We start from the raw sequence: 23095 nt of genomic DNA on the forward strand, positions 1-23095 counted from the left end.
GGCATCTCCACCCGAAGCGGCCCACCGCGTTCGCGGCCCGGGGGCCCGCGAGACACCAGGGGCCGCGAACCCGCGCGCCCCGGCGCGCCGAAAACACAGGAGATTCGATGAAAACGTTCGGTGCGCGGCTGCGGCACGCGATGCACCACTTCGGCCCGCTGTGCGTCGGCATCGATCCGCACCCGCAGCTCCTGTCGGCCTGGGGCCTGCCCGAGAGCGCCGACGGCATGGAGAAGTTCGCCGAGATCTGCGTCGAGGCGTTCGACGGCACCGTCGCGCTCGTCAAACCGCAGGTGGCGTTCTTCGAGGCCTACGGTTCGGCCGGGATCGCGGTGCTGGAACGGACCGTCGAGGTGCTGCGCGCCTCGGGCACCCTGGTGCTCGCCGACGCCAAACGCGGTGACATCGGCTCCACCATGGACGCCTACGCCCGCACCTGGCTCGGCGACGGGCCGCTCGGTTCGGACGCGGTGACGGTCTCGCCGTACCTCGGTTTCGGTTCGCTCGCGCCCGCGCTGGAACTGGCCGCGGCCAACCATCGCGGCCTCTTCGTGCTCGCCGCCACCTCGAATCCCGAAGGGGCGCAGGTGCAGACGGCGCGCGCGGGGGACGGGCGCAGCATCGCCCAGACCATGGTGGACGAGGCCGCCGCGTGCAACGCGGGCCATGATTTCGGGTCGGTCGGCGTCGTCGTCGGCGCCACCCTCGCCGAGGCTCCCGACCTGTCCGCGCTGAACGGCCCGATCCTGATGCCGGGCGTCGGCGCCCAGGGCGGCGGACCCGAGTCGGTGCGCGGGCTGGTGCCCGAGTCGATGCTCGATGCGGTGGTGCCGAACGTGTCGCGCGAGGTGCTGCGCGAAGGGCCCTCGGTCTCGGCACTGCGTGCCAGGGTCGCCGCACTCCAGGAGGATTTCGCCTTCCTGCGGCGCTGAATCCCGGAACGCCGGATTCTTCGATCATTGGCATTCGCGGCCCGCGGGCTCGGTACCGACCGAACCCGCGGGCCGCTTTGCGGTGTCTGGCCGCCATTCTGCGGGGTTTAACGCCGTTGCGCGCGGGGAAACCTGGGTGACGTGTGGTGAATCGCGCAGGCGGCGATTCAGCGGCACGCCGTGCCCGGCAACTCCATCGCCTGCCCCGGACGCAGTGCGCTGAGGCTTTTCGTCGTCCGCGGGGGCGACCGATCCCATCCGATGAGACACATGTTCGATTCGACACGCGGACGAATTGCGCGACACGCGGGAAATTTCCAGAAACTTCCTGGTCGGAAGCCTGCCCGATTGCTGACACGTCTCGACGCGTCACCGCAACTGCTCCGCTAACTCTGGAATGCTTCGAAAAAACGCTGGTAGCAGGGCGTTTCCGGGATTCGGCGGTACGATCACCGCAGCGCCCGGAGCGCGACGCGCATCCGGTCCGGCTCGCCCCTAGGGCATGCAGAATCATGCGCTGACCTGGGGGGTGGGTTCGCAATCGGCGGACGTCGTGGGTACGGTCGCTGAGACCGCGCGGGTTACCGGCGGTAGATCAAGCAATGAACGATGAGACGGAGGAACCGTGGCCCTTCCCCAGCTGACTGACGAGCAGCGCGCCGCTGCTTTGGAGAAGGCGGCTGCCGCTCGCCGCGCTCGGGCGGAGCTCAAGGAGCGCTTGAAGCGTGGCGGCACCGACCTGAAGAGCGTCCTCAAGGATGCCGAGACCGATGAGATCCTCGGCAAGATGAAGGTGTCGGCGCTGCTGGAGGCCCTGCCCAAGGTCGGCAAGGTCAAGGCGGCCGAGATCATGACCGAGCTGGAGATCGCCCCCACCCGCCGTCTGCGCGGACTCGGTGATCGGCAGCGCAAGGCGCTGCTCGCCCGCTTCGACTTCGACGCCTGACGACGAGGGTGGTCGAACACACGCGGAAGGGTCGGCTGGTAGTACTGGTCGGCCCCTCGGCCGTTGGCAAGTCCACGGTCGTGCGGTGCGTGCGGGAACGCCTGCCCGAACTGGTCTTCAGTGTGTCGGCGACGACCCGGGCCCCGCGGCCCGGGGAGGTCGACGGACTCGACTACCAGTTCGTCTCCCGTGAGCGGTTCGACGCCATGATCGAGGCGGGCGAACTCCTGGAATGGGCGGACATCCACGGCGGCCTGCAGCGGTCGGGCACCCCGGCCGGGCCGGTGCGCGAGGCGCTCGACGCGGGCATGCCCGTGCTCGTCGAGGTGGATCTCGAAGGCGCGCGCTCGGTGCGCCGGGCGATGCCGGACGCTCTTCTGGTCTTTCTGGCCCCGCCGAGCTGGGACGAACTGGTCTCCCGGCTCACCTCGCGCGGCACCGAATCGCCGGAAGTGATCGAGCGCAGGCTGCAGACAGCGAGGACCGAACTCGCGGCCTGTGACGAGTTCGACATCGTCATCGTGAACGACGAGGTGACCAGCGCCTGTGAGCAGTTGGTATCGTTGTTCGTTAGCACAAATTCGAGGTAGTTGCCGAACACCCGCGTCCCGGTCTCGGCCGGGGCAAGGGCGCTGACGTGGCACGCTCGATCGACCGCTGATTTTTCCCACGACAACCCGCAGGAGCCTCACCAGTGAGCGACACCAAGACCGCGCCCGCGTACGACACCCCGGTCGGCCTGACCAACCCGCCGATCGACGAGCTGCTCGAGCGCACGTCGTCCAAGTACGCGCTGGTCATCTACGCCGCCAAGCGGGCCCGCCAGATCAACGACTACTACAACCAGCTCGGCGACGGCATCCTCGAGTACGTCGGCCCGCTGGTCGAGCCGGGCCTGCAGGAGAAGCCGCTGTCGGTGGCCATGCGCGAGATCCACTCCGACCTGCTCGAGCACTCCGAGGGCGAGTAACCCCTCCCGCGTCCGCGCGTGATGCCGTATCGAACCCCCCGCGTGGCCGGGGAAGAGCCCACGGAGGCGTAGTGACCACACGCATCGTCGTCGGTGTCAGCGGAGGGATCGCCGCCTACAAGGCCTGCGCGCTCGTCCGGCGTTTCACCGAGACCGGGCACGAGGTCAGGGTGATCCCCACCGAGTCGGCGCTGCAGTTCGTCGGCAAGGCGACCTTCGAAGCGCTGTCCGGGAACCCGGTGCACACCGACGTGTTCACGGACGTGCCCGAGGTCCCGCACGTTCGGCTGGGGCAGGAGGCCGACCTCGTGGTCATCGCCCCCGCCACCGCCGACCTGATCGCGCGCGCCGCGCACGGTCGCGCCGACGACCTGCTCACCGCGACGCTGCTGACGGCACGATGTCCCGTGCTCTTCGCGCCCGCGATGCACACCGAGATGTGGGAGCACCCGGCGACGGTGGCCAACGTCGAGACGCTACGCAGGCACGGCGCGACGGTCATGGAACCCGCCTCTGGGCGCCTCACCGGCACCGACACCGGTCCCGGCAGGCTGCCCGAGCCCGAGGAGATCTTCGGGCTGGCTTCGCTGCTCCTGGAGCGCGCCGACGCCATCCCGCGCGATCTGGTCGGCCGCCGCGTGGTGATCACCGCTGGCGGCACCAGGGAACCGCTGGACCCGGTGCGCTTCCTCGGCAACCGCAGCTCGGGCAAGCAGGGCTACGCGCTGGCCAGGGTCGCCGCGCAGCGCGGCGCGCACGTCACGCTCATCGCGGGCAACACGATCGAGATGGCCGCGCCCGCGGCCGTCGACCTGGTGCACATCACCACCGCCGAACAGCTCAAGACCGCCGTGGAGAAGCACGCGGTCGGCGCGGACGCGGTGATCATGGCGGCGGCGGTGGCCGATTTCCGGCCGACCAACGTGGCCGCGGCCAAGATCAAGAAGGGCGCGGGCGAGCCGGACGTCATCCCGTTGACCAAGACCGACGACATCCTCGCCGGGCTGGTGCAGTCGCGGCGCGACGGCCAGCTGTCCGGCACCGCGATCGTCGGTTTCGCGGCCGAGACCGGTGACGAGCACGGCGACGTGCTCACCCACGCGCGCGCCAAGCTGGCCCGCAAGGGGTGCGACCTGCTCGTGGTCAACGCGGTCGGCGAGGGCAAGGCCTTCGAGGTCGACACCAACGACGGCTGGCTGCTCGGCGCCGACGGCACCGAACAGGCCCTCGACCACGGGTCGAAGGCGCTGCTCGCCAGCAGGGTGCTCGACGCGTTGGGTCCGCTGCTGCGCGCCAGGTAAGTTGGACGCGATCGAATTCCGTTGCCGCGCCGATCGATCGGATCGGGCCTCGGCTGTCGGCGCGGTGCGCGAATGTGCGTCGCGACCGCCGCGGTTCCGGATAGTCTGAGACGGCGATAACCGGCGGATTCGACGCGTCCAGGGTTTGGAATAGTCTGAGATGAAGGGTTGCGCGACGGCGGTATCGCATTACTGTCGCTGTCGCCATCCGTTACGAGAAACCCGTTGAGGGAGAGGGAACAACTGTGCGCACGTCTGGCAGCCGCCTATTCACCAGTGAGTCCGTGACCGAGGGTCATCCGGACAAGATCTGTGACGCCATCAGCGATTCCATCCTCGACGCGTTGCTGGCGGAAGACCCGCGCAGCCGGGTCGCCGTGGAGACGCTCGTCACCACCGGTCAGGTCCACGTCGCCGGCGAGGTGACCACCTCCGCCTACGCCGACATCCCGCGTATCGTCCGCGAGAAGGTCCTCGAGATCGGATACGACTCGTCCGCAAAGGGTTTCGACGGCAACTCGTGCGGCGTGAACATCGCCATCGGCGCCCAGTCGCCGGACATCGCACAGGGCGTCGACACCTCGCACGAGGCGCGCGTCGGCGGCGAAGACGACGAGATCGCCAAGCAGGGCGCGGGTGACCAGGGCCTGATGTTCGGCTACGCGAACACCGACACCCCCGAGCTGATGCCGCTGCCGATCGCGCTCGCGCACCGGCTCTCGCGGCGGCTGACCGAGGTCCGCAAGTCCGGCGTGCTGCCGTACCTGCGTCCCGACGGCAAGACCCAGGTCACCATCGAATACGACGGTCACCGGCCTGTTCGCCTGGACACCGTGGTCGTCTCGACCCAGCACGCCGCCGACATCGACCTGGACAACCTGCTCACCCCGGACATCAGGGAGAAGGTTCTGGACTCGGTGCTCGCCGACCTGAACCTGCCCAGCCTGGACATCGCCGACGTCCGGCTGCTGGTCAACCCGACCGGCAAGTTCGTGCTCGGCGGCCCGATGGGCGACGCGGGCCTGACCGGCCGCAAGATCATCGTCGACACCTACGGCGGCATGGCGCGGCACGGCGGCGGCGCGTTCTCCGGCAAGGACCCGTCGAAGGTCGACCGTTCGGCCGCGTACGCCATGCGCTGGGTCGCCAAGAACGTGGTGGCCGCCGGCCTGGCCGACCGGGTCGAGGTGCAGGTCGCCTACGCCATCGGCAAGGCGGCCCCGGTCGGTCTGTTCGTCGAGACCTTCGGCACCGAGAAGGTCGACCCGCAGCGCATCTCGAGCGCCATCACCGAGGTCTTCGACCTGCGTCCCGGCGCCATCATCCGCGACCTGGACCTGCTGCGCCCGATCTACGCGCCGACCGCGGCCTACGGCCACTTCGGCCGCACCGATGTCGACCTGCCCTGGGAGCACACCGACCGCGCCGACAAGCTGCGCGCGGCCGCCGGTCTGTAGTCCGACCGGGCGGAGTGAACCGACCCACGGCGGGCCTGTCCGCCACCCCCGCGGATGATGTGTCCGTGGAATCGACGACAACACCGGAAGCACCCGCGCGACCCATCGCGCGGGTGCTTCCGCTGTTGACGCCCGCGCACCTGGACCGCGATTTCGACTACCTGGTGCCCCCCGAACTCGACGAGATCGCTCAGCCGGGCGTGCGGGTGCGCGTGCGCTTCGCGGGCCGTCTCGTCGACGGTTATCTGCTCGCTCGCCTCACTCACAGCGAGCACGGCGGCAAACTCGTCGAGCTGGAGCGCGTCGTCTCGGCGGAACGGGTCCTCACCCCCGAGATCCTGCGCCTGGCGACCGCCATCGCCGCCCGCTACGCGGGCACCCGCGCCGATGTCCTGCGCCTGGCCATCCCGCCGCGGCACGCGCGGACGGAGAACGGGGGGACCAAGAAGACGGCTGCCACCGATATCGCGCCGGACGAGTCGTCCGCAGCGGAAGAAGCAACCGATTCGGTCTCCGATCCAAAGCTCGCACAGCAGGATGCGCTTGGACCCGATGCGGACGGCGCGCCGGTACGAATCGCCGAAAACGGCTCTGTACCAGACGATTCGTTCGCAGACGAAGACGCAACCGATGTCCCCGTGACTGCGGTCTTTGATTCGAAACCCCTGCGGCAGAAAGTGCCTGCTCTCGACGCGGACAGCGCGCCGATGCGAATCGCCGAAAACGGCTCTGTATCAGACGATTCGATCGACCATTCGGAGACGTTCGATTCGGAGCCAGTGATCGCACGCGGCGAGGCCGCGGACGGGCTTCGAGATGTGCCCGGCGAGAACGATTCTCGGGCACCCGCCGCCGTCCCGTCCGAGGTCGACGACGAGCGCTGCGCGGCCGAATCCGATGCCGACGGCGTACCCGCTGATGTCGGTGGCCTGCCCGCTGATGCCGCCGTCGATGACGTGAGCGACATCTCCGCCTCGAATTCCTTGTCCGAGCAGGCCTCCGAGATTACCGAGCGATCCGAGCCGTCCTTCGACACCGCTCCGTGGGAGCGCTACGTCCACGGTGGTGCTTTCCTCGCGGCGCTGGGCCGAGGCAAAGGCGTGCGCGCGGCGTGGCAGGCGATGCCGGGGGAGGACTGGGCGCGGCGGCTCGCCGAGCTGGCCGCGACCGTGGTCGCGGCGGGGCGCAGCGCGATCCTGATGGTGCCCGACCAGCGGGATCTGGCTCGGGTACTCGCGGAATGTGTTCGGCTGGTAGGGGATTCGGCCGTCGGATTGACGGCCGGGTTGGGGCCCGCTGCGCGATACCGGCGGTGGCTCGCGGTGTTGCGGGGGAGCGCGCGGGTTGTGGTCGGTACGCGCAGCGCCGTGTTCGCGCCCGCGGCGAATCTGGGCCTCGTCGCGATCTGGGACGACGGCGACGACACCTACGCCGAACCCCGCGCCCCTTACCCGCACGCCAGGGAGGTGTCGATGCTGCGGGTGCACGAGACCGGGGCGGCGTTCGTCGCGGCAGGCTTCGCGCGCACCGCGGAGATCCAGGCGGTGGTCGATTCCGGGTGGGCGCACGACCTCGTCGCCGATCGCTCGGTGCTGCGCAAGGCCGCGCCGCGGATCAGCGCTCCCGGCGACAGCGATGTGGCGCTGGAGCGCGATCCGGTCGCGCGGGCCGTCCGCATCCCCGGCGTCGCGTTCGCGGCCGCGCGGGCGGCGCTGAAGGAGGGCGCCGCGGTGCTGGTGCAGGTGCCGCGCCGCGGCTATGTCCCCGCGCTGGCCTGCGCGAAGTGTCGCACGCCCGCGCGGTGCAGGCATTGCAACGGCCCGCTGGCGCTACCGGAAGGCACCCGCGGCCGCGACGACCGCGACGAAGCCCACAGCCCGAGCTGTCGCTGGTGCGGCATCACCGAGGCCGCCTTCCGCTGCCCGGCCTGCGCCTCTCGCGCCTTGCGCGCGGTGGTGATCGGCGCCGCCCGCACCGCCGAGGAGCTGGGCCGCGCCTTCCCCGGCGTGCCGATCCGCGGTTCCGGCGGCGGCGCTGTGCTGGACACTGTCGAACCGGGACCGCAGGTGATCGTCTCCACCGTAGGCGCGGAACCGGTGGTGCGTGGCGGATACGGTGTCGCACTCCTGCTGGACGGCTGGGCGCTGCTGAGTCGCGCCGACCTGCGGGCCGCCGAGGACGCGCTGCGGCGCTGGATGTCGGCCGCCGCGCTGGTACGTCCGCACGGTCAGGTCGTGGTGATGGCCGAGCCGTCCCTGCCGACCGTGCAGGCGCTGGTGCGCTGGGACCCGCTCGGACATGCCCGCGCCGAAGTAGACGCCCGCGCCGAGGTCGGCTTCCCGCCCGCGGTCCGGCTGGCCGCGGTGGACGGCGCTACCGATGCCATCGATGAATTGCTCTCCGCCGCCGACCTTCCCGCGGATGTGGAAGTGCTCGGTCCGGTCCCGTTGCCCGCCACCGCCCGCAAACCGTTCTCCGGCGACTCCCCGGCCGAAGTCGAACGCATGCTCCTGCGCGTCCCCCGCCGCTCCGGGGCCGCCCTCTCTCGCGCACTCACCGCCGCGCAAGCCGTCCGCAGCACCCACCGTTCCGACGCCCCCCTCCGCGTCCAGATCGACCCGATCGACATCGGCTGAACGCCCGGACGCGCATGGGCCGCGTCCGAACCTCGAGCAGACGCTGTCGAAGGTGGCCGGACGTCGTCGTCCGGCCACCTCCCGTCGATCCGGATGCCCTCAGGCGAAGACGGCCCGATTCCGTTCTGCCCATTCGGCATACGTGCCCGCCGACCGGCCGAGCACCTTCTCGACGTCCCCGCTGACCAGCAGCTCGTCGGGCGTGGGTGCGCCCAGAATCTCCAGCGTGTGGTCGGCGACCGCTTCCGGCATGAAGCGCAGCATGCCCTCGCGGGCTTGGGCGGGGGTGAGCTCGACGAACCGAACCTCGGTGCCGAGCGCCGCGCCGAGCGCCGCTGCCTGCTCGCGCGGGGTGCTGAGCGCGGGTCCGGTCAGGGTGTAGATCCGACCGGCGTGCCCGTCTTCGCGCAGTGCCGCGGCGGCGACGGCCGCGATGTCGGCCGGGTCCACCGACGGCAACCCGACCGATCCGAACGGCGCGGCGACGACGCCCTCGGCCCGCACCGACTCCACCCACGCGTAGGTGTTGCTGAAGAAGCCACCCGGCCGCAGGATGGTCCATTCCAGGTCAGAAGCCTGAATGGCCTTCTCGTAGGCACGGATTCGGTCATAGCCCGCCGCTTCCGGCCGGGTCTGCGTGCCTACCGAGGACACGAAGACCACCCGCCGCACTCCCGCGGCGGCGGCGACGCCGAGGACTTCCTCCGGCTCCGGTCCCGCCATCAGTTGCTCGCCGGTGATCAACAGGAACAGCGCCTCGGCGCCCGCGAGGGCGGGGGAGAGGCTCGCGGGGTCCCCGAGATCGGCCGTGACATGGCGGACTCCTTCGGGCAGCGCGACATCGCCGACTCCGCGCGAGACGGCCGTCACCTGCGCGCCCGCCGCCGCGAGCAGCGGGACGAGCGAACGCCCGATATTGCCGGTCGCCCCGGTCACCACGATCATATGCACTCCTAGTTAGTTGGCTGACTAAATAGAACCTAGCCGAAGATCATCCGGCTGTCTATAGTTAGTTGTGTGACTAACTCAGTCGAGAAGGCGGGCAAGCGCGAGCGGCTGGTCGATGCGGCGGTGCGCGAGTTCTACGAGCGGGGCATCGAGAAGACCACCATCGCCGACATCGCGCGCGCCGCCGAGGTGCCCGTTGGCAATGTGTACTACTACTTCAAGACAAAGGATCAGCTGCTCGAGGCCGCCATCGGGGCGCACGCGCGTGGGCTGGACGAGCTGATCGCCGCTCTGGATGCCCTTGCGACGCCTCAGGAGCGATTGAAGGCGCTGATTCAGGGCTGGGTCGACGAGCGGGAGATGGCCGTCCGGTATGGCTGCCCCTTCGGGTCCCTGACCGCTGAGCTGCACAAGCGTCCCGACCCGCTGGACGGGCGGGCGGCCGAGGTGATGCGGACGCTGGTGGACTGGGCCGAGCGGCAGTTCGCGGAAATCGGCCGCTCCGATGCGCGGGAGCTCGCGGTGGCGCTCATCGCCGCATATCAGGGAATCTCCGTGCTGACCAACACCTTTCGCGACCCCGATCTGATGGCCGCCGAGGGGAGGCGACTCCAGGGCTGGATCGGTTCGCTGTAACGACGTGCGCATCGGGCGCGCCCGTGCACCGTGTGGTGCCGGGCGCGCCCGAGTCGTTTCGCGGCACGGGAATGCTTCAGAAGACCTTGCACTCGATGCATTGTCGATATATCGTCGATACTATGAAACGAACACGAGAGCCCGAGGAGGCTTCCATGGAGAACATCGAGAACATGCAGAACGGGGACTTCGGACGGGGCGGCCGCTGGCGCAAGCCGGGACGCGGAGAGTTCGGTCCCGACCGTCGGCACCACCGGCGCGGCGGCAGGCACGGCTTCGGTCCGGAGTTCGGGCCCGGCTTCGACCCCGGCTACGGCCCGCACTTCGGACGCGGTCGGGGACGCGGCGGCCGTGGCCGGCGCGGCGACGTGCGCGCCGCCGTGCTGCTGCTGCTCACCGAGCGGCCGATGCACGGCTACGAACTGATCCAGCAGATCCGCGAGCGCAGCGACGACATCTGGCGGCCCAGCCCCGGATCGATCTACCCCGCGCTGGCGCAACTGGAGGACGAAGGCCTGGTGCTCATCGAAAAGGTCGCCGGGCGTAAGACCGCCAAGCTGACCGAGGCCGGCACCGAATATGTCGCCGCGCACCGCGAGGAGCTCGGCGATCCGTGGGCCGAGGTCAAGGCGGACGTCGGTACACAGGCCATCGACTTGCGCGGTCTGGTCGGTCAGGTGATGGGCGCGGTCGGCCAGGTGGCCGCGGTGGGGACCCCCGAACAGGCGGCGAAGGCGGCGGAGATTCTCAACGACACCCGTCGTTCGCTGTACCGCATCCTCGCCGAGGACGATGCCGAACAGTGACGCTACCGAATAGTAATGATCACGAAACAGCCCGTGGGCGTGCGTTTTTCGAGCCGATGAGGTAGATCATTGTGATATGGAACAGCCGTTTGGTTCGTGGGGTTGGGGTAGATCACAGTGGGGTCGCGTCGCTATGGCGTGCGCGCTGGCCGCGGGGGCGTTGGCCGGTTCGGGTGCGGGCGGTCTGACGACCGCCGCCGCCGATCCGGCCGCCATCGCCGAACCGGTCGTCGTCCGGCCGCCCGACGTGCCGACCGAGGGCGCGCCGCCGCAGCCCGACCACCTCGCCGCCGCGCGGCATCTGAAGGACCACAAGAACGCTACGCCCTTGGGTACCAACGATTTCGGCTGCCGTCCCACGGCCGCCCACCCCCGGCCGGTGGTGCTCGCGCACGGCACCGACTCGACCGCTTATTCCGATTGGTCGGCCATTGGACCCCAGCTGGTCGCGGCGGGCTTCTGCGTCTTCGCGCTGAACTACGGCGGCGCACCCGGTGCGGACACCTACGGCACCGAGGACCTGCGCGCCAGCGCCTACCAGATCGGCCAGTTCGTCGACCTCGTGCTCGACTCGACCGGCGCGGCGGAGGTGGATCTCGTCGGGTTCTCCCAGGGCGCCAACGTGACGCGGTACTACACCAACAGGCTGGGCGGGGCGTCCAAGGTGGGCAACTGGGTCGGCGTGGCCTCGCCGACCTACGGCGGGGTGATGTACGGGCTGGTGCCGGTCGCCCAGGTGATTCCGGGTGCGCTGGAAGTCTTCGCCAAGGTCACCTCGACCGCGGCGGTGCAGCAGGTGCAAGGCTCGCCGATCATGCTCGAGCTCAACGCGGGCGGCGACACCGTGCCGGGCATGCGCTACGTGACCATCGGCAGCCGGGTCGACGAGATGATCCAGCCGTTCAGCAATATCGCGTTGCGCGGGGCGGGCGCGGAGAACGTCGTCGTGCAGGACCTGTGCCCGGACAACCTCACCGGCCACTTCCACATGGTCTACGACCCGTTCGTGCAGGAGTTGGTGCTGCGGGCGCTCGACCCCGAGCACGCCCCCACGCCGACCTGCGAGCCGGTCGCGCTCGGCACCGGCATCCCGCAGGTGATCATCGCGGGCAATTCCTGATCGGGGCTCCCGGGCGGGGGCTTTCACCCCGCTCGGACCGCTAGGTGACGGACGGTCGATTCGCTGGGTTCGTCTTGTCTGCGGCGCGAATCCGATACGCCGACCATGGAGTGCGAGAGCTCGAGGCGTGCGCGGCAGCCGCGGACAGCGACGGCGTCAGAGGCCGAGCAGGGCGATGCTGCAGGCGATGATCCACGTGATCCAACCCAGCCAGCCGAGTAGTCCGAGCAGCGCCGTGCGGCTCGTTCCCTCAACGTTGTACGGGCTGGCCGTGGATGAGGCGAACAGCAAGGCCGCACTCAGATATCCGAGCCATCCATGCCAGGTGGGCAGGAAGCCCGTATCGGTACCGGCAAGGCTGAACCCCACCAGGGCGGCGGCGAGGAATACCTGGTTGAACCCGAACAACACGTTGCTGAGCGCCCACAACCCCGCCGTCGAGGCCGGGCCGTGTTCGGCGGCCGAGGCCAGGCCGAACCGCAGTGCCTCCACGCAGCTGAACGTGACGTTCTGCATCAGCACACCGGCGAAACCCACCAGCGCCCATGCCCCGATTCCCTGCGTGGGCTGCCACAGTACCGAGAGCATCCCGGCGGCGAAAACCGTTGTGCACAACCACGACAGCGGGGCGAGTGTCGACGGACGTTTCAACGCTTCACCGACAGCGGCCATCGACTCCACGACCTCGTCCCTCGTCTTGCCCGACATCGGGAAGGGGAGTCCAGCGCGGAGGTAGATGAGGTTGACCAGCAGCGCTGTCAGCACGAAACCGAGTCCGCCCCAACCTGCTACGTCCGCGATGTGCACGATGACGCCTCTCATATTGACTTTATTCGTCCTTCAATGAATATATGAGGGAGAAGATCGGAGGCGCAAGAATGGAAGAACCGGCCCGGCGCCGCGGGTACGACTCGCTGCGGCGGCATGCTCAGGCGCAGCGCACACGCGCGGATATCGCCGATGCCGCTCGTCGCCTGTTCGTCTCCCAGGGGTGGGCGCTGACCTCCGTGCGCGACGTGGCGCAGGAGGCGGGCGTGTCGGTACCGACGGTCTACGCCGCGTACGGAAACAAGAAGGGCCTGGTCTGGGCCTTGGTGGACGCGGCCGACCTGTCGGCCGACCTCCCTCGGATGCTCACCGAACTGGAGGAATCCACCGCACCCGCACGGCAACTCGCCGCGATGGCCGGTTACGACCGGAGACTTTTCGAACGCGCCGGTGACCTGATCTTCCTGATCCGCGAAGCCGGCCGCCTCGAAGCTGATCTCGCCACCGTCTACGAGCAAGTCCGGCGCGCGGCCGACCGAGCCCGTGCCGAGATCGTGTCCTCCTGGCCTGACGGCGCACTGCGTGCCGGCGTCGACCAGGACACCGTGCTCGACGTCTACGCCGCGTTGTGCAACGTCGACGTCTACACCACGCTCACCGTCGAACGCGGCTGGCAGCCCGATCGGGTCGAGCGGTGGTGGAGCGAGGCGCTCGCTCACCAGCTGCTGCGTCGATGACATCTCCCCACCTGGGCGAAACCCCGCATCCGTGCGGCGCACACCGAAACCGAAAGGATCCCCCCATGTCCGATCAGGGCGTCACATTCATCAACGTCATCGAGATCTCCGCCGACCGGATCGACGAGTTCGTCGAACAGTGGCGCGAACGCGCGTCTCTCATGCGGAAAGCGCCAGGGTTTCGCGATGTCCGACTGCATCGAGCGCTGTTGCCGAACGCACGTTTCCAGCTGGTCAATGTCGCCCATTGGGACAGCGTCGAGGCATGCGAGGCTGCCGGTCTGAACAAGACGGTGGTGGACTCGGTGGCGCAGGCGGAGAAGATCGCCGACGCCAACCCCGGCCTCTATCATGTTGTCGCGGAATATCTTTGATTCGACGCCGTAGGCGGCTGTCGTTGCTACGCGGCAGCCGTCGATGGTGTTCGACGAAGCACGACCCGTCGGTCGGAGGGTCGGCTCGTCAGCGGTGGCGTTGCGCCCGGCGGCCGTCACAGTTCTTGGGCGACAAGGGAATCCACGAGATCGTTCAGTTCCGCGACGAGATTCCGCGCGCCGCCGTCGTGGGCGAGGTTGCGCAGTTCCAGGGGGTCCTCCTGGCGGTCGTAGAGTTCGTATTCGAAGTCCGAGCGTGGACCGGAGAGGTTCTCCGGCGTGGAGTACCGGGCGAAGCTGTACCGCGAGGTGATCGCGCCGCGCAGGCAGTAGTTCACGCCCGGCAGCAGGCCGCCGCTGGATTTTGCGTCGGAGGTCAGCAGAATCGCCTCGCGAACCGTTCGGGTGGGATCGGCCAGCAGCGGCGTGAGGTCGCGGCCCGCGACGGGACCGGGCGCCGCCGGGTTCGCTCCGGCGAGCGCGGCGAGGGTGGGCACCAGATCGATGTGCGAGGTCAAGCCGGTGGCGGTCGTCCCGTGTGTGCCGGTGTTGCGTGGGTCGGCGATGACCAGCGGGACCCGGTTGTTCTCCCGGTAGATCATGGCGCCCTTCTGCCGGAGTCCGTGTGCGCCACCGAGTTCGCCGTGATCGGCGACCCGGACCACGACCGTGTCGGCCGCGGCGCCGCTGTCGTCGAGGGCGGTCAGTACCCGGTCGATGAGTTCGTCGGTGCGGTGCAGCAGTTCGAGGTACCAGTTGCCCCATTGACGCCACTGCCGCTCGCCGAGCGGGGAGGTCACGGTGTCGGGCATCACGCCGCCGACCACGGAATTGGCGGTGCGCCAAGCGGTTTGCACCCGTGGTTTGGCCGACAGGTCGGATTCGAAATTCGGCGGGACGTCGGCGCCGTAGTCGGGGACGTCTTCGAGCCGATAGAAGCGCGGGCAGAACATCATGTCGTGCGGGTTGACCATGCTCACCACGCACAGCCACGGCTCCGAGCCCGCGCCGCGACGCCGCAACCAATCCGTCGCGTGATCGACCACCCCGGGGTCCTCGTGGAGGCCCTCGTTCGGTCCGCCGCCGGACAGGATGTCGAGCGCCTCGTCGAACCCGTACGGCGACAGCGCCGTGATCTCCGGGCCGACCGGGTCGGACAGATGCCATTTGCCGATGTAGGCGGTGCGATACCCGGCCTGGCGCAGGACCGTCCCGAGCGTGGGGATGGCGACGTCGAGATTGGGGCTGAACGCCTGCATCGCGCCGAGCAGCGCCCCCATCGGCTCACTGCCGCGCACGTTGTCGCGCATGCCGGTGACCGGCGCCTGGCGCCCGGTGAAGAAGGTCGACCGCGCGGGCGAGCATGGAGCCGTCGGCGTGTGGTGCATGGCGAAACGCACTCCCGCCGCTGCTATCCGGTCGCGGGCGGGCAGCGTGAATCCCGCGGGCAGGGCGACATCCGCGCGCTCCTGGTCGGTCATGACGACGAGAATGTTGGGTCGCCGGGACTCGGGCGTCGCGCCCGCGCTCGGGGCGGCGGCGGCCAGCACGGGCAGCGCGGGAACGGCGGCCATCATGGCCAGGACCTCACGACGGCCGAGCGTCGGTCGTTCGGACATGTGTGACGAAACCTCTCCTCAGCGGGCGAGTGACTGACGCTATCGTCATATACGAATGAACTGTCAGTCAAGGCTTCGGGCCGAATTGCCCGATGGGAGCGCCGACAGCCGTGGCGAACGCGAAGGGAATCGAACGAATGCGACTGGCGCAGTTCATCGATCGGCCGACAACGTCATTCGGCACACGGTGGGAGACGAATTCCGCTAGGCCGCACTGAGGACATGCTCGTCAGGGGAGGTGCGTCACTTGGCGAGGGCGAACAGGCGGCTGCCGAGCTCGCCCCGGCGGGGGCTTACGCGGCGTGTCCGATGTGCTGGGCGGATTCGCCGATGATCGCGGCATCCGAGCCGGTCAGGGTGCGGATGAACGCCAACTGCTCGGTGCGTCCTTGTGCGGCGGCGCGTTCGAATTGTCCTGGCACGATCCGGGTCCGGATCGACCGGGCGAGGTTGAACGGTATGCGCAGGAGGGGATACCACGGCGGGGTGTAAGCGGGCAGGCCCAGTTTCCTCATCGCGGCTGGACCCAGGAACATGGTGGCGATCGACAGGTGCTGGGAACGTGCGATGCGCCGGCGTAGTCCGGCGAGATGGCGGTAATGCCAGCCCAGTGGATCGTCGCGCATCGGCAGCGCCAGCTGAGGCGACGTCTCGTCGGGATGGGTGATCGCCGTCATCGTGTGATAGAGAATCCGGACGCTGTCGCGGAAGTCGTTGGGCAGGAAGCGTTCTTCCACGCCCATCACCCAGCCGACGTACCGTGTGAAGTGCGCCGCGGCGTCCGCGTCACGCGGTGTCACCAGCCACCCCATGCCCACGGCTCCCACCATGGGCGCGATCAGCGCGCCGACCAGGGTGGCTGCCATGTCGGTCTGGTTGACCGGCAATCCCCAGTCTTCGCTACGCCAGTCCGGCAATGCCGCGACGTGGCGGCGGACCATCGAGTGGATCATCCGCACATGCACCGTGGACCGATAGCCGAGGCCGCGCGGCAGCATGCCGCCGTCGGACGTGACATCCATCGCCCACTGCGTCGTCTCGGCGAAACGCTTGGCAGGTCCCTTCTCCAAAGCCCCTGTGCGAAGCAGGGTTTTGTTGAAACCGGAGGCCAAGTATCCGCCCAGGAACGACATGTCGCGCGCGACGTAGAGCCCGTCGCGGCCGACGCTGCTGAACACGTATTCGGCATGCCGGATCTTGTCCCAGTCCACCCAGTCCGGTACGGCTTCGACGTATTCGAAGAACTCGCGCAACGGGCCGGGCGCCTGCGGCACCGTCGCGATCCCCTCGCGGAGCGCGCGCTCGAACAGCGGCCGTGTGGTCGCCATCCCTTCCCGATACATCCAGTCCACCAGCTCGTCCATCGGCCGGTCGCCGACATTCAATGCTTCCCCGAGCTCGTGGAACTGGACCGGAGTCGGATTGTGCAGGCCGAGCACCCGCGCGACCAGCCAAAGGCCCGGGCCGGGGACGGCCTTCGGCGCGGTCGGGTGCCGACTCGGGATCGTCGAATCCATGGTCACTCTCTCCTTCGAGGTGGATGCCAGCACGTCGCGATCGGGGCAGCTCACCCTCATCCGCTTCTGGCAAGATCCTCTACCAGAACTTAGATTTTGGCAAGGATCATTGCCAAAGATCGATGTGGTGAGGAGTGATCCGTATGCCGCCGTCGACCGCAGGAGTCGGGCTGGCCGCTCGACCCGGTTCGAGCGGTGGCCGAGCGAGGCGCTGGTCCGCCAACTGGCGCACGCAACGACGCCTCCGATCGCGTCGCGCGAAGAATCAGCTTCGGAGCGCCACCTGATCGGATCGATACTCCGTCAGGGGAGATGCATGAGCTGCCGGGCAAGGCCGAACAGGCGGCTGCCGAGCCTGATGACTGGAAGCCCCAGGGGAATCAGGAGGATCGTCGCGCAAAGCACCGCGCCGAGGATCCACACCACGCCCGCGACCAACGCGAGGACCGTGCCGAGCACGGCCGTCACGAGTCCCAAAACCAGGTTGAGCAGACCTTTTATCGCTCCCATGGCGACCTTTCCAGTGTCCATTCTGCGCTTTTTCCCGTAGATGCGCACCTGCCCGCACCTCCGACCGGCGCGTGGGAAAACCATCGGAGTCCGTGAGAATCGGGTGGTACGTCGAGGTCAGGAGCGGCGCGGGGCCACCAGGCCGGATTCGTAGGCGAGAACGACGAGTTGGGCACGGTCGCGGGCGTGCAGCTTGGTCATGGCCCGGTTGACGTGGGTCTTCGCGGTCAGCGGGCTGATCACCATGCGGTCGGCGATCTCGTCGTTGGACAAGCCCTGTGCGACAAGCGCTACGGCCTCGCGTTCGCGGTTGGTCAGTTCTTCCAAGGCCTTGCCGACGGCGGTGGCGAACGGCTGGGTGACGTACCGATCGATAAGCCTGCGAGTGATCGACGGTGCGAGCAGCGCGTCGCCGCGCGCGGCGACGCGCACGGAGTGCAGGAAGTCTTCCGGCTGAATGTCCTTGACGAGGAATCCGGCCGCGCCGGCGCGCAACGCGTGGAAGACGTACTCCTCCAAGCCGTAATTGGTCAGGATGACGACATGGACGCACGCCAGGCTCGGGTCCGCGGCGATGCGCCGGGTCGTCTCGATGCCGTCGAGGCCCGGCATCTGGATATCGATGAGCGCGATGTCGGGAAGGTGTTCCCTGGCCAGCGCCAAGCCCTCGGCGCCGTCCGCGGCCTCGGCCACCACCTCGATGTCGTCTTCCAGGTCCAGCAGCGCGCGAAATCCGCTGCGGATGAGAGGCTGATCGTCGACCAGCAGAACACGAATCATGGCGTCCGCTCCACTGGGAGCTCGGCTCGTACCGAGAAGCCGCCCTCGCCGCGCGGAGCCGCCCGCAGACGACCACCCAGTGCGGTGACTCGTTCGTGCATCCCGAGCAGTCCGACGCCGGGCGGCGGCGCGGTGTCCGATGTCGCCTTGCCATCGTCGTCGACCCGCACGACCAAAGCGTCAGGGCGGTAATCGATTCGGACCGACGCGTTGGAGGCGGCGGCGTGCCGGGAGATGTTGGTCAGCGACTCCTGAACGATCCGATAGACGGTCCGATCCACCGCGGCAGGTAGATCCTGGCGTTGCCCTTCGATCGTCAGCGTCGCGTCGAGTCCGGTCGTCCGGGCCCGTTCCACCAGATCTGGAACGTGATCGAGCCCGTGGGGCGGGCTCTTGCTGTCGTCGCGCAGCGCCTCGAGCGTCGCTCGCAGCTCCCTGGCCGCTTCCCGGCCTGCCTCCCGGATCGCCAGCAGGGCCTCGGGTACCTCTTCGCCCCGCTTGCGCGCTACGTGGACGGCGGCCTCGGATTGCACCTTGATGACCGAGATCTGGTGGGTGAGCGAATCGTGCAGCTCTCGGGCTATGTGCAGCCGCTCCTCGTCGGCGCGGCGCCGCGCGGTCTCCTCCCGGGTGCGCTCGGCCTCGTCCGCTCGCCGCTCGGCTTGCCGCAGCGCTTCGCCCGCGGCCCCTGCCGCGATCAACCAGGCCAGCTCGAGTGCGTCTCGGGCTCGCGCGAATGCCTCACCCATATCGTGCAGCGAGGCCAGCGCCGCGAGCGGGAGAGCGGCCAGCAGGGTCACCGACGCCGCGACGGTGATCGTGCGATGGCCCGCACGCACGGCGGCGTACACCGCGAACAGGAACGCGACGGCGGGCACGTCGAAACCGACGGCTTGGTAACCGAGCGCGCACACCCCGGTCACGATGAGCACCGCCACCGGAGCCCGGCGGCGCGCAGCCAGCGCCAGTCCGCCGATCGTCAACAAGGTGTAGCCCAGCGGGTCGAGATTCGTGGGGGAGTGTTGCTTGGACAGCGCGGTGATCAACAAAATCGCCGCCACGCCGACGGCGATCGCCCAGTCTCCGATCCGGCGGCTGCTCATGTGTGCACCCTAGCCGGATATTCGCACGGGCGACTCCCGCGCTGGGATGATCGGCGGCCTGCTGCGTACGCAGTACATTCGCGGCGGGTACGGCCTACGCGGCAGCCCGCTACCGCCGCTGTGACAGCGCGAATTGTCCACGGCCGCACGATGATCGGCGAAGGGTCGGGCGGACATGATCGAACGACGTCCAGCCGAACGAAGGAGAATATCGTGTCCCTCCACCACTTGCCCGCCGCAGCGGCGGTCGCCGTGCGCGAAGGCGTTGCGCTGGCCACACCGGTGACCTCGCACCTCTCGGTTCAGTCGGCCGCCGGTATCGGCGACATGAGCGCTGGGCGACTCGGCGCCATCGCGGCCGCGCTGGCGGGGCTGACCGGCGTGGTCGTCGGTGGCTTGGTCTTGGTTCGTCGGGCGGGTCGTCTCGGCGCGGACAACGGGAGACGCGGGGCTGGCGTGGCCTTGGTGGCGGGACTGATCGGCGTGGGCATGGGCGGATTGGTGGTGGTTACGTCCGACGGCGGGATCGGTACCGGTAACGGTCTGGGCGGCGCCATCGTGGCGCTGGTGTTCGGGCTGATCGGGACGGTCCTCGGTGGGGTGGGTCTGGTCCGCGCCCGCCGTACGGTCTGACCCGAGGCCATCGCGTTCAGGTCTGCCGGAAGATGCCCCCGAGTTCGGAGTGTCTACGAGGCGGGCACCCGAAACCGGGTGCCCGCCTAGTAATCTCGCGGTCTAGACCGCTAAGCCGCGGCGGTGAGCTCGCGCTCCGTCCGCGTCGGCCAGCGGCGGTGTTCGGCGTCGATGACGTAGGCGTGGGTGTGCCGGTAGAACCGGTCGTCCACGCGCACGGCATCGGCCAGCCGGGCCGGGTCGATGGTGCCGGCTTCGTGCAGGTGGGTCAGCTCCTCCGGATCGTGGCGCGGCCACATCCGCACCGCCACGGTGATTCCCGCCGCGGCGAGGACGGCCAGCGTCACCCAAGTCGTCGTGAAACCGGCGGCGGTCGTCAGCCACCCGGCGATCGGGTAGGTGATCAACCAAGCCAGGTGCGACAGCGAGAACTGTGCCGCGAAGAGCGCGGGCCGATCGACCGGCCGCGACGAGCGCCGCAGCACCTGACCCGTCGGGGTGAGCACCGCCGCGGTGCCCGCGCCCACGGTGGCCCACACCGCGATCGCGGCGCCCCAGCGCCAGTCGCCCGCGTTCGCCAGCGACAGGGCGATGGCCGCGCCGAGTCCGGCGATCAGCGTGGCCGCACCCGTCAGCATCACCGGCCGCGCGCCGAGGAGATCGAGAACGCGGGGCAGCGACAGCGCGACGAGCATGGTGCCGAACCCGTTGGCCGCCAACAGCAGCGCCACCCCGGACTGGGTTCCGCCGAGGGTGTCGCGCACATAGTTGACCGTGTTGACCATGATCACCGATCCGGCGGCGGCGACCACGAGGTTCATTCCGAGCAGGCCGCGCAGCCGCGGCGTTGCGGCGAAGATGCGCATGCCCACCGTGATCCGCTGCCGGAAGGAGCCCTCGGTGGCGGCGGTCGCGTTCGGTATGCGGGTCGCGATCACCAGGATCGCCGAGACGGCGAATCCGATTGCGGTACCGACGAACAGCCAGTGGAAGCTGATCACGGCCAGCGCCGCCGCGGCCAGCATCGGGCTGAGCAGAGTTTCCATGGTGGCGGCCAGCTGTGCGGCCGACAACGCCCTGGTGTATTCGCGTTCGTCGGGCAGGATGTCGGGGATGATCGCCTGATAGGTCGGGGTGAAGGCGGCCGAGGCGGTTTGCAGCAGGGCGATCAACAGGTAGATCTGCCATATCTGATCGATGAACGGTAGTGCCAGCACGACCGCGGCGCGAATGACGTTGAGCCCCACCAGGAACGAGCGGCGCGGGAATCGGTCGGCGTAGGCGGCGACCAGGGGCGCGACCGTCACGTAGACGACCATCTTGATCGTCAGCGCGGTGCCGAGGACGGCGGCCGCGTCGGCCCCGGCGAGCTCGTAGGCGAGCAGTCCGAGCGCGACGGTGGTCAGTCCGGTGCCGAAAAGCGCCGACACCTGGGCGGTGAACAGCCGCAGGTAATCGTGGTTGCCGAACAGTGCGGTGATCATGGGGGTGGAACGCATCGGAAACACTTCCTGGGGATGAGTCGGGGTGGATCACGTGTGCTTCGACAGCAGCACTCGCACATCTCGGTCTCCTCTCCGAAAGCTGGCGGGCGAGTGAAACCTGCGCTCGCCCACCGGATTTCGGTGCTCAGCGGGTCGCGGTTGGCAAGGTGAACGCGGCGGTACGGACGACGTCGCCGTGCTGGAAATCCAGGAAGAGGCGGTAGGTTCCCGGGCCGGGCACGGCGGTGTGGAAGGTGATGTCCGGGCCGGGTGCGGTCACCCCGTCGCCGGGTTCGCCGTTCGGGTGGACGTGGACATAGGCCAGATCGCCCGCCCGCAGGATCACCAGGTGTCCGTAGGCGGCCAGATAGGGCTGCAAGTCGGCGACCGGCTGCCCGTCCTTGCGAACGGTCAGCGTGAGCAGTTGTCCCGCGCCCGGCACCAGATCGCCGTCGAGGGTCACCTGGTAACCGTCCACGTTCGCGGTGCGCGCGGCGGCCGGCGTCGGCCGCGGTTCGTACGCGCCCGCCACGGCGAGATCCGCACCGAGGGTGATCGTCTTGCCAAGGGCCTGCGGGGCGATATCGGTGAAGACGCGGTACGCGCCCGCTTCCGGAAGATTCAGCCGCACGGTCCAGGTGCCGTCGGCCGCGAGTTCGGGATGGACGTGCCAGAACCCGGTCAGCTCGCGCCGCACCACGATCAGGTGCAGATCGCGGTCGTGGATGGCGTCGTAGCGGGTGACGGGCGCGCCGTCGGGGCCGAGAATCCGGAAGCGGAAGTCGACCTCGCCCGTTGCGATGATCGGCTCCGCGAGCGCCAAGGTGTAGCCGTCCTGGGTGATCTGGAGGCCTCCCGGCAGTCCGCCGCTCGCGCCGTGGTCGCCGTGCCCGGCGTGACCGGCGTGGTCTCCGTGACCCGCATGTGCTGCATGAGTCGCGTGCTGAGCGTGCCCGGCGTGATCGGCATGTGCTGCGTGAGCCGCATGCTGGGTGTTGTCCCTGTGAGCGGCGTGTTCGGCGTGAGCCGCGTGCTGGGTGTGGTCACCGTGACCGGCGTGCGCTGCGTGAGTCGCAGTGTGGACGCCTTGTCCGGCGTGGGCCGCGTGCTCGGCGCGCTCTCCGTGCGCGCCCTCGTGATTGGTGTGCGTCTGCGTGGTCATCGCTCCGGCCTTTCCGATCTTGTCGCTTCGTCTCGATCGAAAAGGTAATACCCCCAGGGGGTATGTCGCAACCCTAGTGTGACGCACCTCGCACGCGGCCCTGCCGCTGATTCCTCTGCCCGCTACCGGGCTTCGTCGGTCAGGACGCCTCGTACGGGGTCGCGACGTCCAGCACCCACGTGACACCGAACCGGTCCCGCAGCATCCCGTAGAGCGGCGCCCATTGGGCGGGACCCAAAGGCTGCACGATGGTCGCGCCTTCGGTCAGCTTGTCCCAATAACCGGCGATCTCGTCGTCCGCGTCGCCGCGCACCGAGACGAAGAAGGAGTTTTCACCGCGGTGGAACGGCAGGTGCGCGGGCACGTCGTAGGCCATCACGCAGAACCCGTTGCCCGCGTTCACCTGACCCCACATGATCTGGTCCGCCGCGGACGGATCGTGCACGGCGCCTGCGTCCTGGTAAGTGACGATCGCGGTGTCCCCGCCGAACACGGAGTGGTAGAAGGTCAATGCTGCGCGGGCGTCGCCCCGGAAGTTCAAGTGGGTAACAGTGTGGACGGACATGGCCGTCTCCTCTCTTGGCAGATGCAATGGGTGGGCCCGCCGATCACATTCACAGGGGAAGAGGCCAGGTTGTGTCCGCTTCTCCGGCGAT

General features: G+C 68.9%; 23 protein-coding genes and 1 pseudogene. 14 read left to right on the forward strand and 10 right to left on the reverse strand.

Going from position 1 to position 23095, the window contains the following annotated elements:
* The first annotated feature begins 107 nt into the window (after positions 1-107).
* The 7 genes from pyrF (at position 108) to AB0H50_RS30515 (ending at position 8242) form a co-directional block, all read left to right on the forward strand.
* On the forward strand, positions 108-932 hold the full coding sequence (gene pyrF, locus AB0H50_RS30485) for an orotidine-5'-phosphate decarboxylase (protein ID WP_357459387.1): 825 nt from the start codon (positions 108-110) through the stop codon (positions 930-932).
* Between the two features lie 625 nt (positions 933-1557).
* On the forward strand, positions 1558-1878 hold the full coding sequence (gene mihF / locus AB0H50_RS30490) for an integration host factor, actinobacterial type (protein ID WP_040708330.1): 321 nt from the start codon (positions 1558-1560) through the stop codon (positions 1876-1878).
* Positions 1879-1886: 8 nt separating this feature from the next.
* The gene (gene gmk, locus AB0H50_RS30495) at positions 1887-2468 is read left to right on the forward strand and encodes a guanylate kinase (RefSeq protein WP_357459390.1); all 582 of its coding nucleotides are present in this window, start codon (positions 1887-1889) and stop codon (positions 2466-2468) included.
* A gap of 104 nt (positions 2469-2572) precedes the next feature.
* On the forward strand, positions 2573-2848 hold the full coding sequence (gene rpoZ, locus AB0H50_RS30500) for a DNA-directed RNA polymerase subunit omega (RefSeq protein ID WP_067780290.1): 276 nt from the start codon (positions 2573-2575) through the stop codon (positions 2846-2848).
* Between the two features lie 71 nt (positions 2849-2919).
* The gene (coaBC, locus tag AB0H50_RS30505) at positions 2920-4149 is read left to right on the forward strand and encodes a bifunctional phosphopantothenoylcysteine decarboxylase/phosphopantothenate--cysteine ligase CoaBC (RefSeq protein WP_357459393.1); all 1230 of its coding nucleotides are present in this window, start codon (positions 2920-2922) and stop codon (positions 4147-4149) included.
* Positions 4150-4394: 245 nt separating this feature from the next.
* Positions 4395-5606, forward strand: a complete 1212-nt coding sequence (gene metK / locus AB0H50_RS30510; protein ID WP_357459396.1) for a methionine adenosyltransferase — start codon at positions 4395-4397, stop codon at positions 5604-5606.
* A gap of 65 nt (positions 5607-5671) precedes the next feature.
* A complete protein-coding gene (locus tag AB0H50_RS30515) occupies positions 5672-8242 on the forward strand; it encodes a primosomal protein N' (protein ID WP_357459397.1) in 2571 nt (856 codons plus the stop codon).
* Between the two features lie 99 nt (positions 8243-8341).
* On the opposite strand, the gene AB0H50_RS30520 is transcribed toward AB0H50_RS30515, so the two are convergent.
* A complete protein-coding gene (locus AB0H50_RS30520) occupies positions 8342-9187 on the reverse strand; it encodes an NAD(P)H-binding protein (RefSeq protein WP_357459400.1) in 846 nt (281 codons plus the stop codon).
* 72 nt (positions 9188-9259) lie between these two features.
* Here AB0H50_RS30520 and AB0H50_RS30525 point away from each other — a divergent pair, with 72 nt between their 5' ends.
* The 3 genes from AB0H50_RS30525 (at position 9260) to AB0H50_RS30535 (ending at position 11752) form a co-directional block, all read left to right on the forward strand.
* On the forward strand, positions 9260-9826 hold the full coding sequence (locus AB0H50_RS30525) for a TetR/AcrR family transcriptional regulator (protein ID WP_357459402.1): 567 nt from the start codon (positions 9260-9262) through the stop codon (positions 9824-9826).
* A 155-nt stretch (positions 9827-9981) separates the two neighbouring features.
* The gene (locus tag AB0H50_RS30530) at positions 9982-10632 is read left to right on the forward strand and encodes a PadR family transcriptional regulator (protein ID WP_357459848.1); all 651 of its coding nucleotides are present in this window, start codon (positions 9982-9984) and stop codon (positions 10630-10632) included.
* A gap of 133 nt (positions 10633-10765) precedes the next feature.
* Positions 10766-11752 (forward strand): alpha/beta fold hydrolase, encoded by a 987-nt coding sequence (locus AB0H50_RS30535; RefSeq protein ID WP_357459851.1) that lies wholly within the window; start codon positions 10766-10768, stop codon positions 11750-11752.
* A gap of 156 nt (positions 11753-11908) precedes the next feature.
* Here AB0H50_RS30535 and AB0H50_RS30540 read toward each other — a convergent pair whose 3' ends face one another.
* The gene (locus AB0H50_RS30540) at positions 11909-12574 is read right to left on the reverse strand and encodes a hypothetical protein (protein WP_357459403.1); all 666 of its coding nucleotides are present in this window, start codon (positions 12572-12574) and stop codon (positions 11909-11911) included.
* A 56-nt stretch (positions 12575-12630) separates the two neighbouring features.
* Between AB0H50_RS30540 and AB0H50_RS30545 the strand changes: the two genes are divergently transcribed.
* Both AB0H50_RS30545 and AB0H50_RS30550 read left to right on the forward strand, forming a co-directional pair.
* A complete protein-coding gene (locus AB0H50_RS30545) occupies positions 12631-13257 on the forward strand; it encodes a helix-turn-helix domain-containing protein (RefSeq protein WP_357459406.1) in 627 nt (208 codons plus the stop codon).
* 65 nt (positions 13258-13322) lie between these two features.
* Positions 13323-13631 carry an antibiotic biosynthesis monooxygenase family protein gene (locus AB0H50_RS30550; protein ID WP_357459408.1) on the forward strand — a complete coding sequence of 103 codons (309 nt, stop codon included), beginning with the start codon at positions 13323-13325 and terminating at the stop codon, positions 13629-13631.
* A gap of 116 nt (positions 13632-13747) precedes the next feature.
* Here AB0H50_RS30550 and AB0H50_RS30555 read toward each other — a convergent pair whose 3' ends face one another.
* The 5 genes from AB0H50_RS30555 to AB0H50_RS30575 form a co-directional block, all read right to left on the reverse strand.
* Positions 13748-15250: a sulfatase-like hydrolase/transferase gene (locus AB0H50_RS30555; RefSeq protein WP_357459410.1), complete on the reverse strand. Its 1503-nt coding sequence runs from the start codon at positions 15248-15250 to the stop codon at positions 13748-13750.
* 293 nt (positions 15251-15543) lie between these two features.
* Positions 15544-16767 carry an oxygenase MpaB family protein gene (locus AB0H50_RS30560; RefSeq protein ID WP_357459412.1) on the reverse strand — a complete coding sequence of 408 codons (1224 nt, stop codon included), beginning with the start codon at positions 16765-16767 and terminating at the stop codon, positions 15544-15546.
* Between the two features lie 303 nt (positions 16768-17070).
* Complete coding sequence (locus tag AB0H50_RS30565; protein WP_357459853.1) at positions 17071-17277, reverse strand: hypothetical protein; 207 nt, start codon at positions 17275-17277, stop codon at positions 17071-17073.
* 117 nt (positions 17278-17394) lie between these two features.
* Positions 17395-18057, reverse strand: coding sequence for a response regulator transcription factor (locus AB0H50_RS30570; protein ID WP_357459415.1), 663 nt, complete (start codon positions 18055-18057; stop codon positions 17395-17397).
* Positions 18054-19160 (reverse strand): histidine kinase, encoded by a 1107-nt coding sequence (locus AB0H50_RS30575; RefSeq protein ID WP_357459418.1) that lies wholly within the window; start codon positions 19158-19160, stop codon positions 18054-18056. Before AB0H50_RS30575 ends, AB0H50_RS30570 begins: the two co-directional genes overlap by 4 nt.
* Before the next feature lie 213 nt (positions 19161-19373).
* On the opposite strand from AB0H50_RS30575, the gene AB0H50_RS30580 reads away from it, so the two are divergent.
* Positions 19374-19793: a DUF6223 family protein gene (locus tag AB0H50_RS30580; RefSeq protein WP_357459420.1), complete on the forward strand. Its 420-nt coding sequence runs from the start codon at positions 19374-19376 to the stop codon at positions 19791-19793.
* Between the two features lie 110 nt (positions 19794-19903).
* Here the strand turns inward: AB0H50_RS30580 and AB0H50_RS30585 are convergent, their stop codons facing one another.
* Together AB0H50_RS30585 and AB0H50_RS30590 are read right to left on the reverse strand one after the other, a co-directional pair.
* The gene (locus AB0H50_RS30585; RefSeq protein ID WP_357459856.1) at positions 19904-21277 is read right to left on the reverse strand and encodes an MFS transporter; all 1374 of its coding nucleotides are present in this window, start codon (positions 21275-21277) and stop codon (positions 19904-19906) included.
* Positions 21278-21422: 145 nt separating this feature from the next.
* Positions 21423-22136 (reverse strand): annotated as a pseudogene (locus AB0H50_RS30590) (hypothetical protein); the annotation flags it as partial.
* 18 nt (positions 22137-22154) lie between these two features.
* Here AB0H50_RS30590 and AB0H50_RS30595 point away from each other — a divergent pair.
* A complete protein-coding gene (locus AB0H50_RS30595; protein ID WP_357459881.1) occupies positions 22155-22487 on the forward strand; it encodes a hypothetical protein in 333 nt (110 codons plus the stop codon).
* 91 nt (positions 22488-22578) lie between these two features.
* Here the strand turns inward: AB0H50_RS30595 and AB0H50_RS30600 are convergent, their stop codons facing one another.
* The gene (locus AB0H50_RS30600; protein WP_357459423.1) at positions 22579-23004 is read right to left on the reverse strand and encodes a VOC family protein; all 426 of its coding nucleotides are present in this window, start codon (positions 23002-23004) and stop codon (positions 22579-22581) included.
* Positions 23005-23095 lie beyond the last annotated feature (91 nt).

The organism is Nocardia sp. NPDC050793 (assembly GCF_040654065.1).
GTDB lineage: Bacteria > Actinomycetota > Actinomycetes > Mycobacteriales > Mycobacteriaceae > Nocardia.

Bases quoted from the DNA above. Each gene is read 5' to 3' on its own strand.
- pyrF (WP_357459387.1), top strand. From the start codon at position 108: ATGAAAACGTTCGGTGCGCGGCTGCGGCACGCGATGCACCACTTCGGC.
- AB0H50_RS30520 (WP_357459400.1), bottom strand. From the start codon at position 9,187: ATGATCGTGGTGACCGGGGCGACCGGCAATATCGGGCGTTCGCTCGTC.
- AB0H50_RS30530 (WP_357459848.1), top strand. From the start codon at position 9,982: ATGGAGAACATCGAGAACATGCAGAACGGGGACTTCGGACGGGGCGGC.
- AB0H50_RS30535 (WP_357459851.1), top strand. From the start codon at position 10,766: ATGGCGTGCGCGCTGGCCGCGGGGGCGTTGGCCGGTTCGGGTGCGGGC.
- AB0H50_RS30540 (WP_357459403.1), bottom strand. From the start codon at position 12,574: ATGAGAGGCGTCATCGTGCACATCGCGGACGTAGCAGGTTGGGGCGGA.
- AB0H50_RS30545 (WP_357459406.1), top strand. From the start codon at position 12,631: ATGGAAGAACCGGCCCGGCGCCGCGGGTACGACTCGCTGCGGCGGCAT.
- AB0H50_RS30550 (WP_357459408.1), top strand. From the start codon at position 13,323: ATGTCCGATCAGGGCGTCACATTCATCAACGTCATCGAGATCTCCGCC.
- AB0H50_RS30555 (WP_357459410.1), bottom strand. From the start codon at position 15,250: ATGTCCGAACGACCGACGCTCGGCCGTCGTGAGGTCCTGGCCATGATG.
- AB0H50_RS30560 (WP_357459412.1), bottom strand. From the start codon at position 16,767: ATGGATTCGACGATCCCGAGTCGGCACCCGACCGCGCCGAAGGCCGTC.
- AB0H50_RS30565 (WP_357459853.1), bottom strand. From the start codon at position 17,277: ATGGGAGCGATAAAAGGTCTGCTCAACCTGGTTTTGGGACTCGTGACG.
- AB0H50_RS30570 (WP_357459415.1), bottom strand. From the start codon at position 18,057: ATGATTCGTGTTCTGCTGGTCGACGATCAGCCTCTCATCCGCAGCGGA.
- AB0H50_RS30575 (WP_357459418.1), bottom strand. From the start codon at position 19,160: ATGAGCAGCCGCCGGATCGGAGACTGGGCGATCGCCGTCGGCGTGGCG.
- AB0H50_RS30585 (WP_357459856.1), bottom strand. From the start codon at position 21,277: ATGATCACCGCACTGTTCGGCAACCACGATTACCTGCGGCTGTTCACC.
- AB0H50_RS30600 (WP_357459423.1), bottom strand. From the start codon at position 23,004: ATGTCCGTCCACACTGTTACCCACTTGAACTTCCGGGGCGACGCCCGC.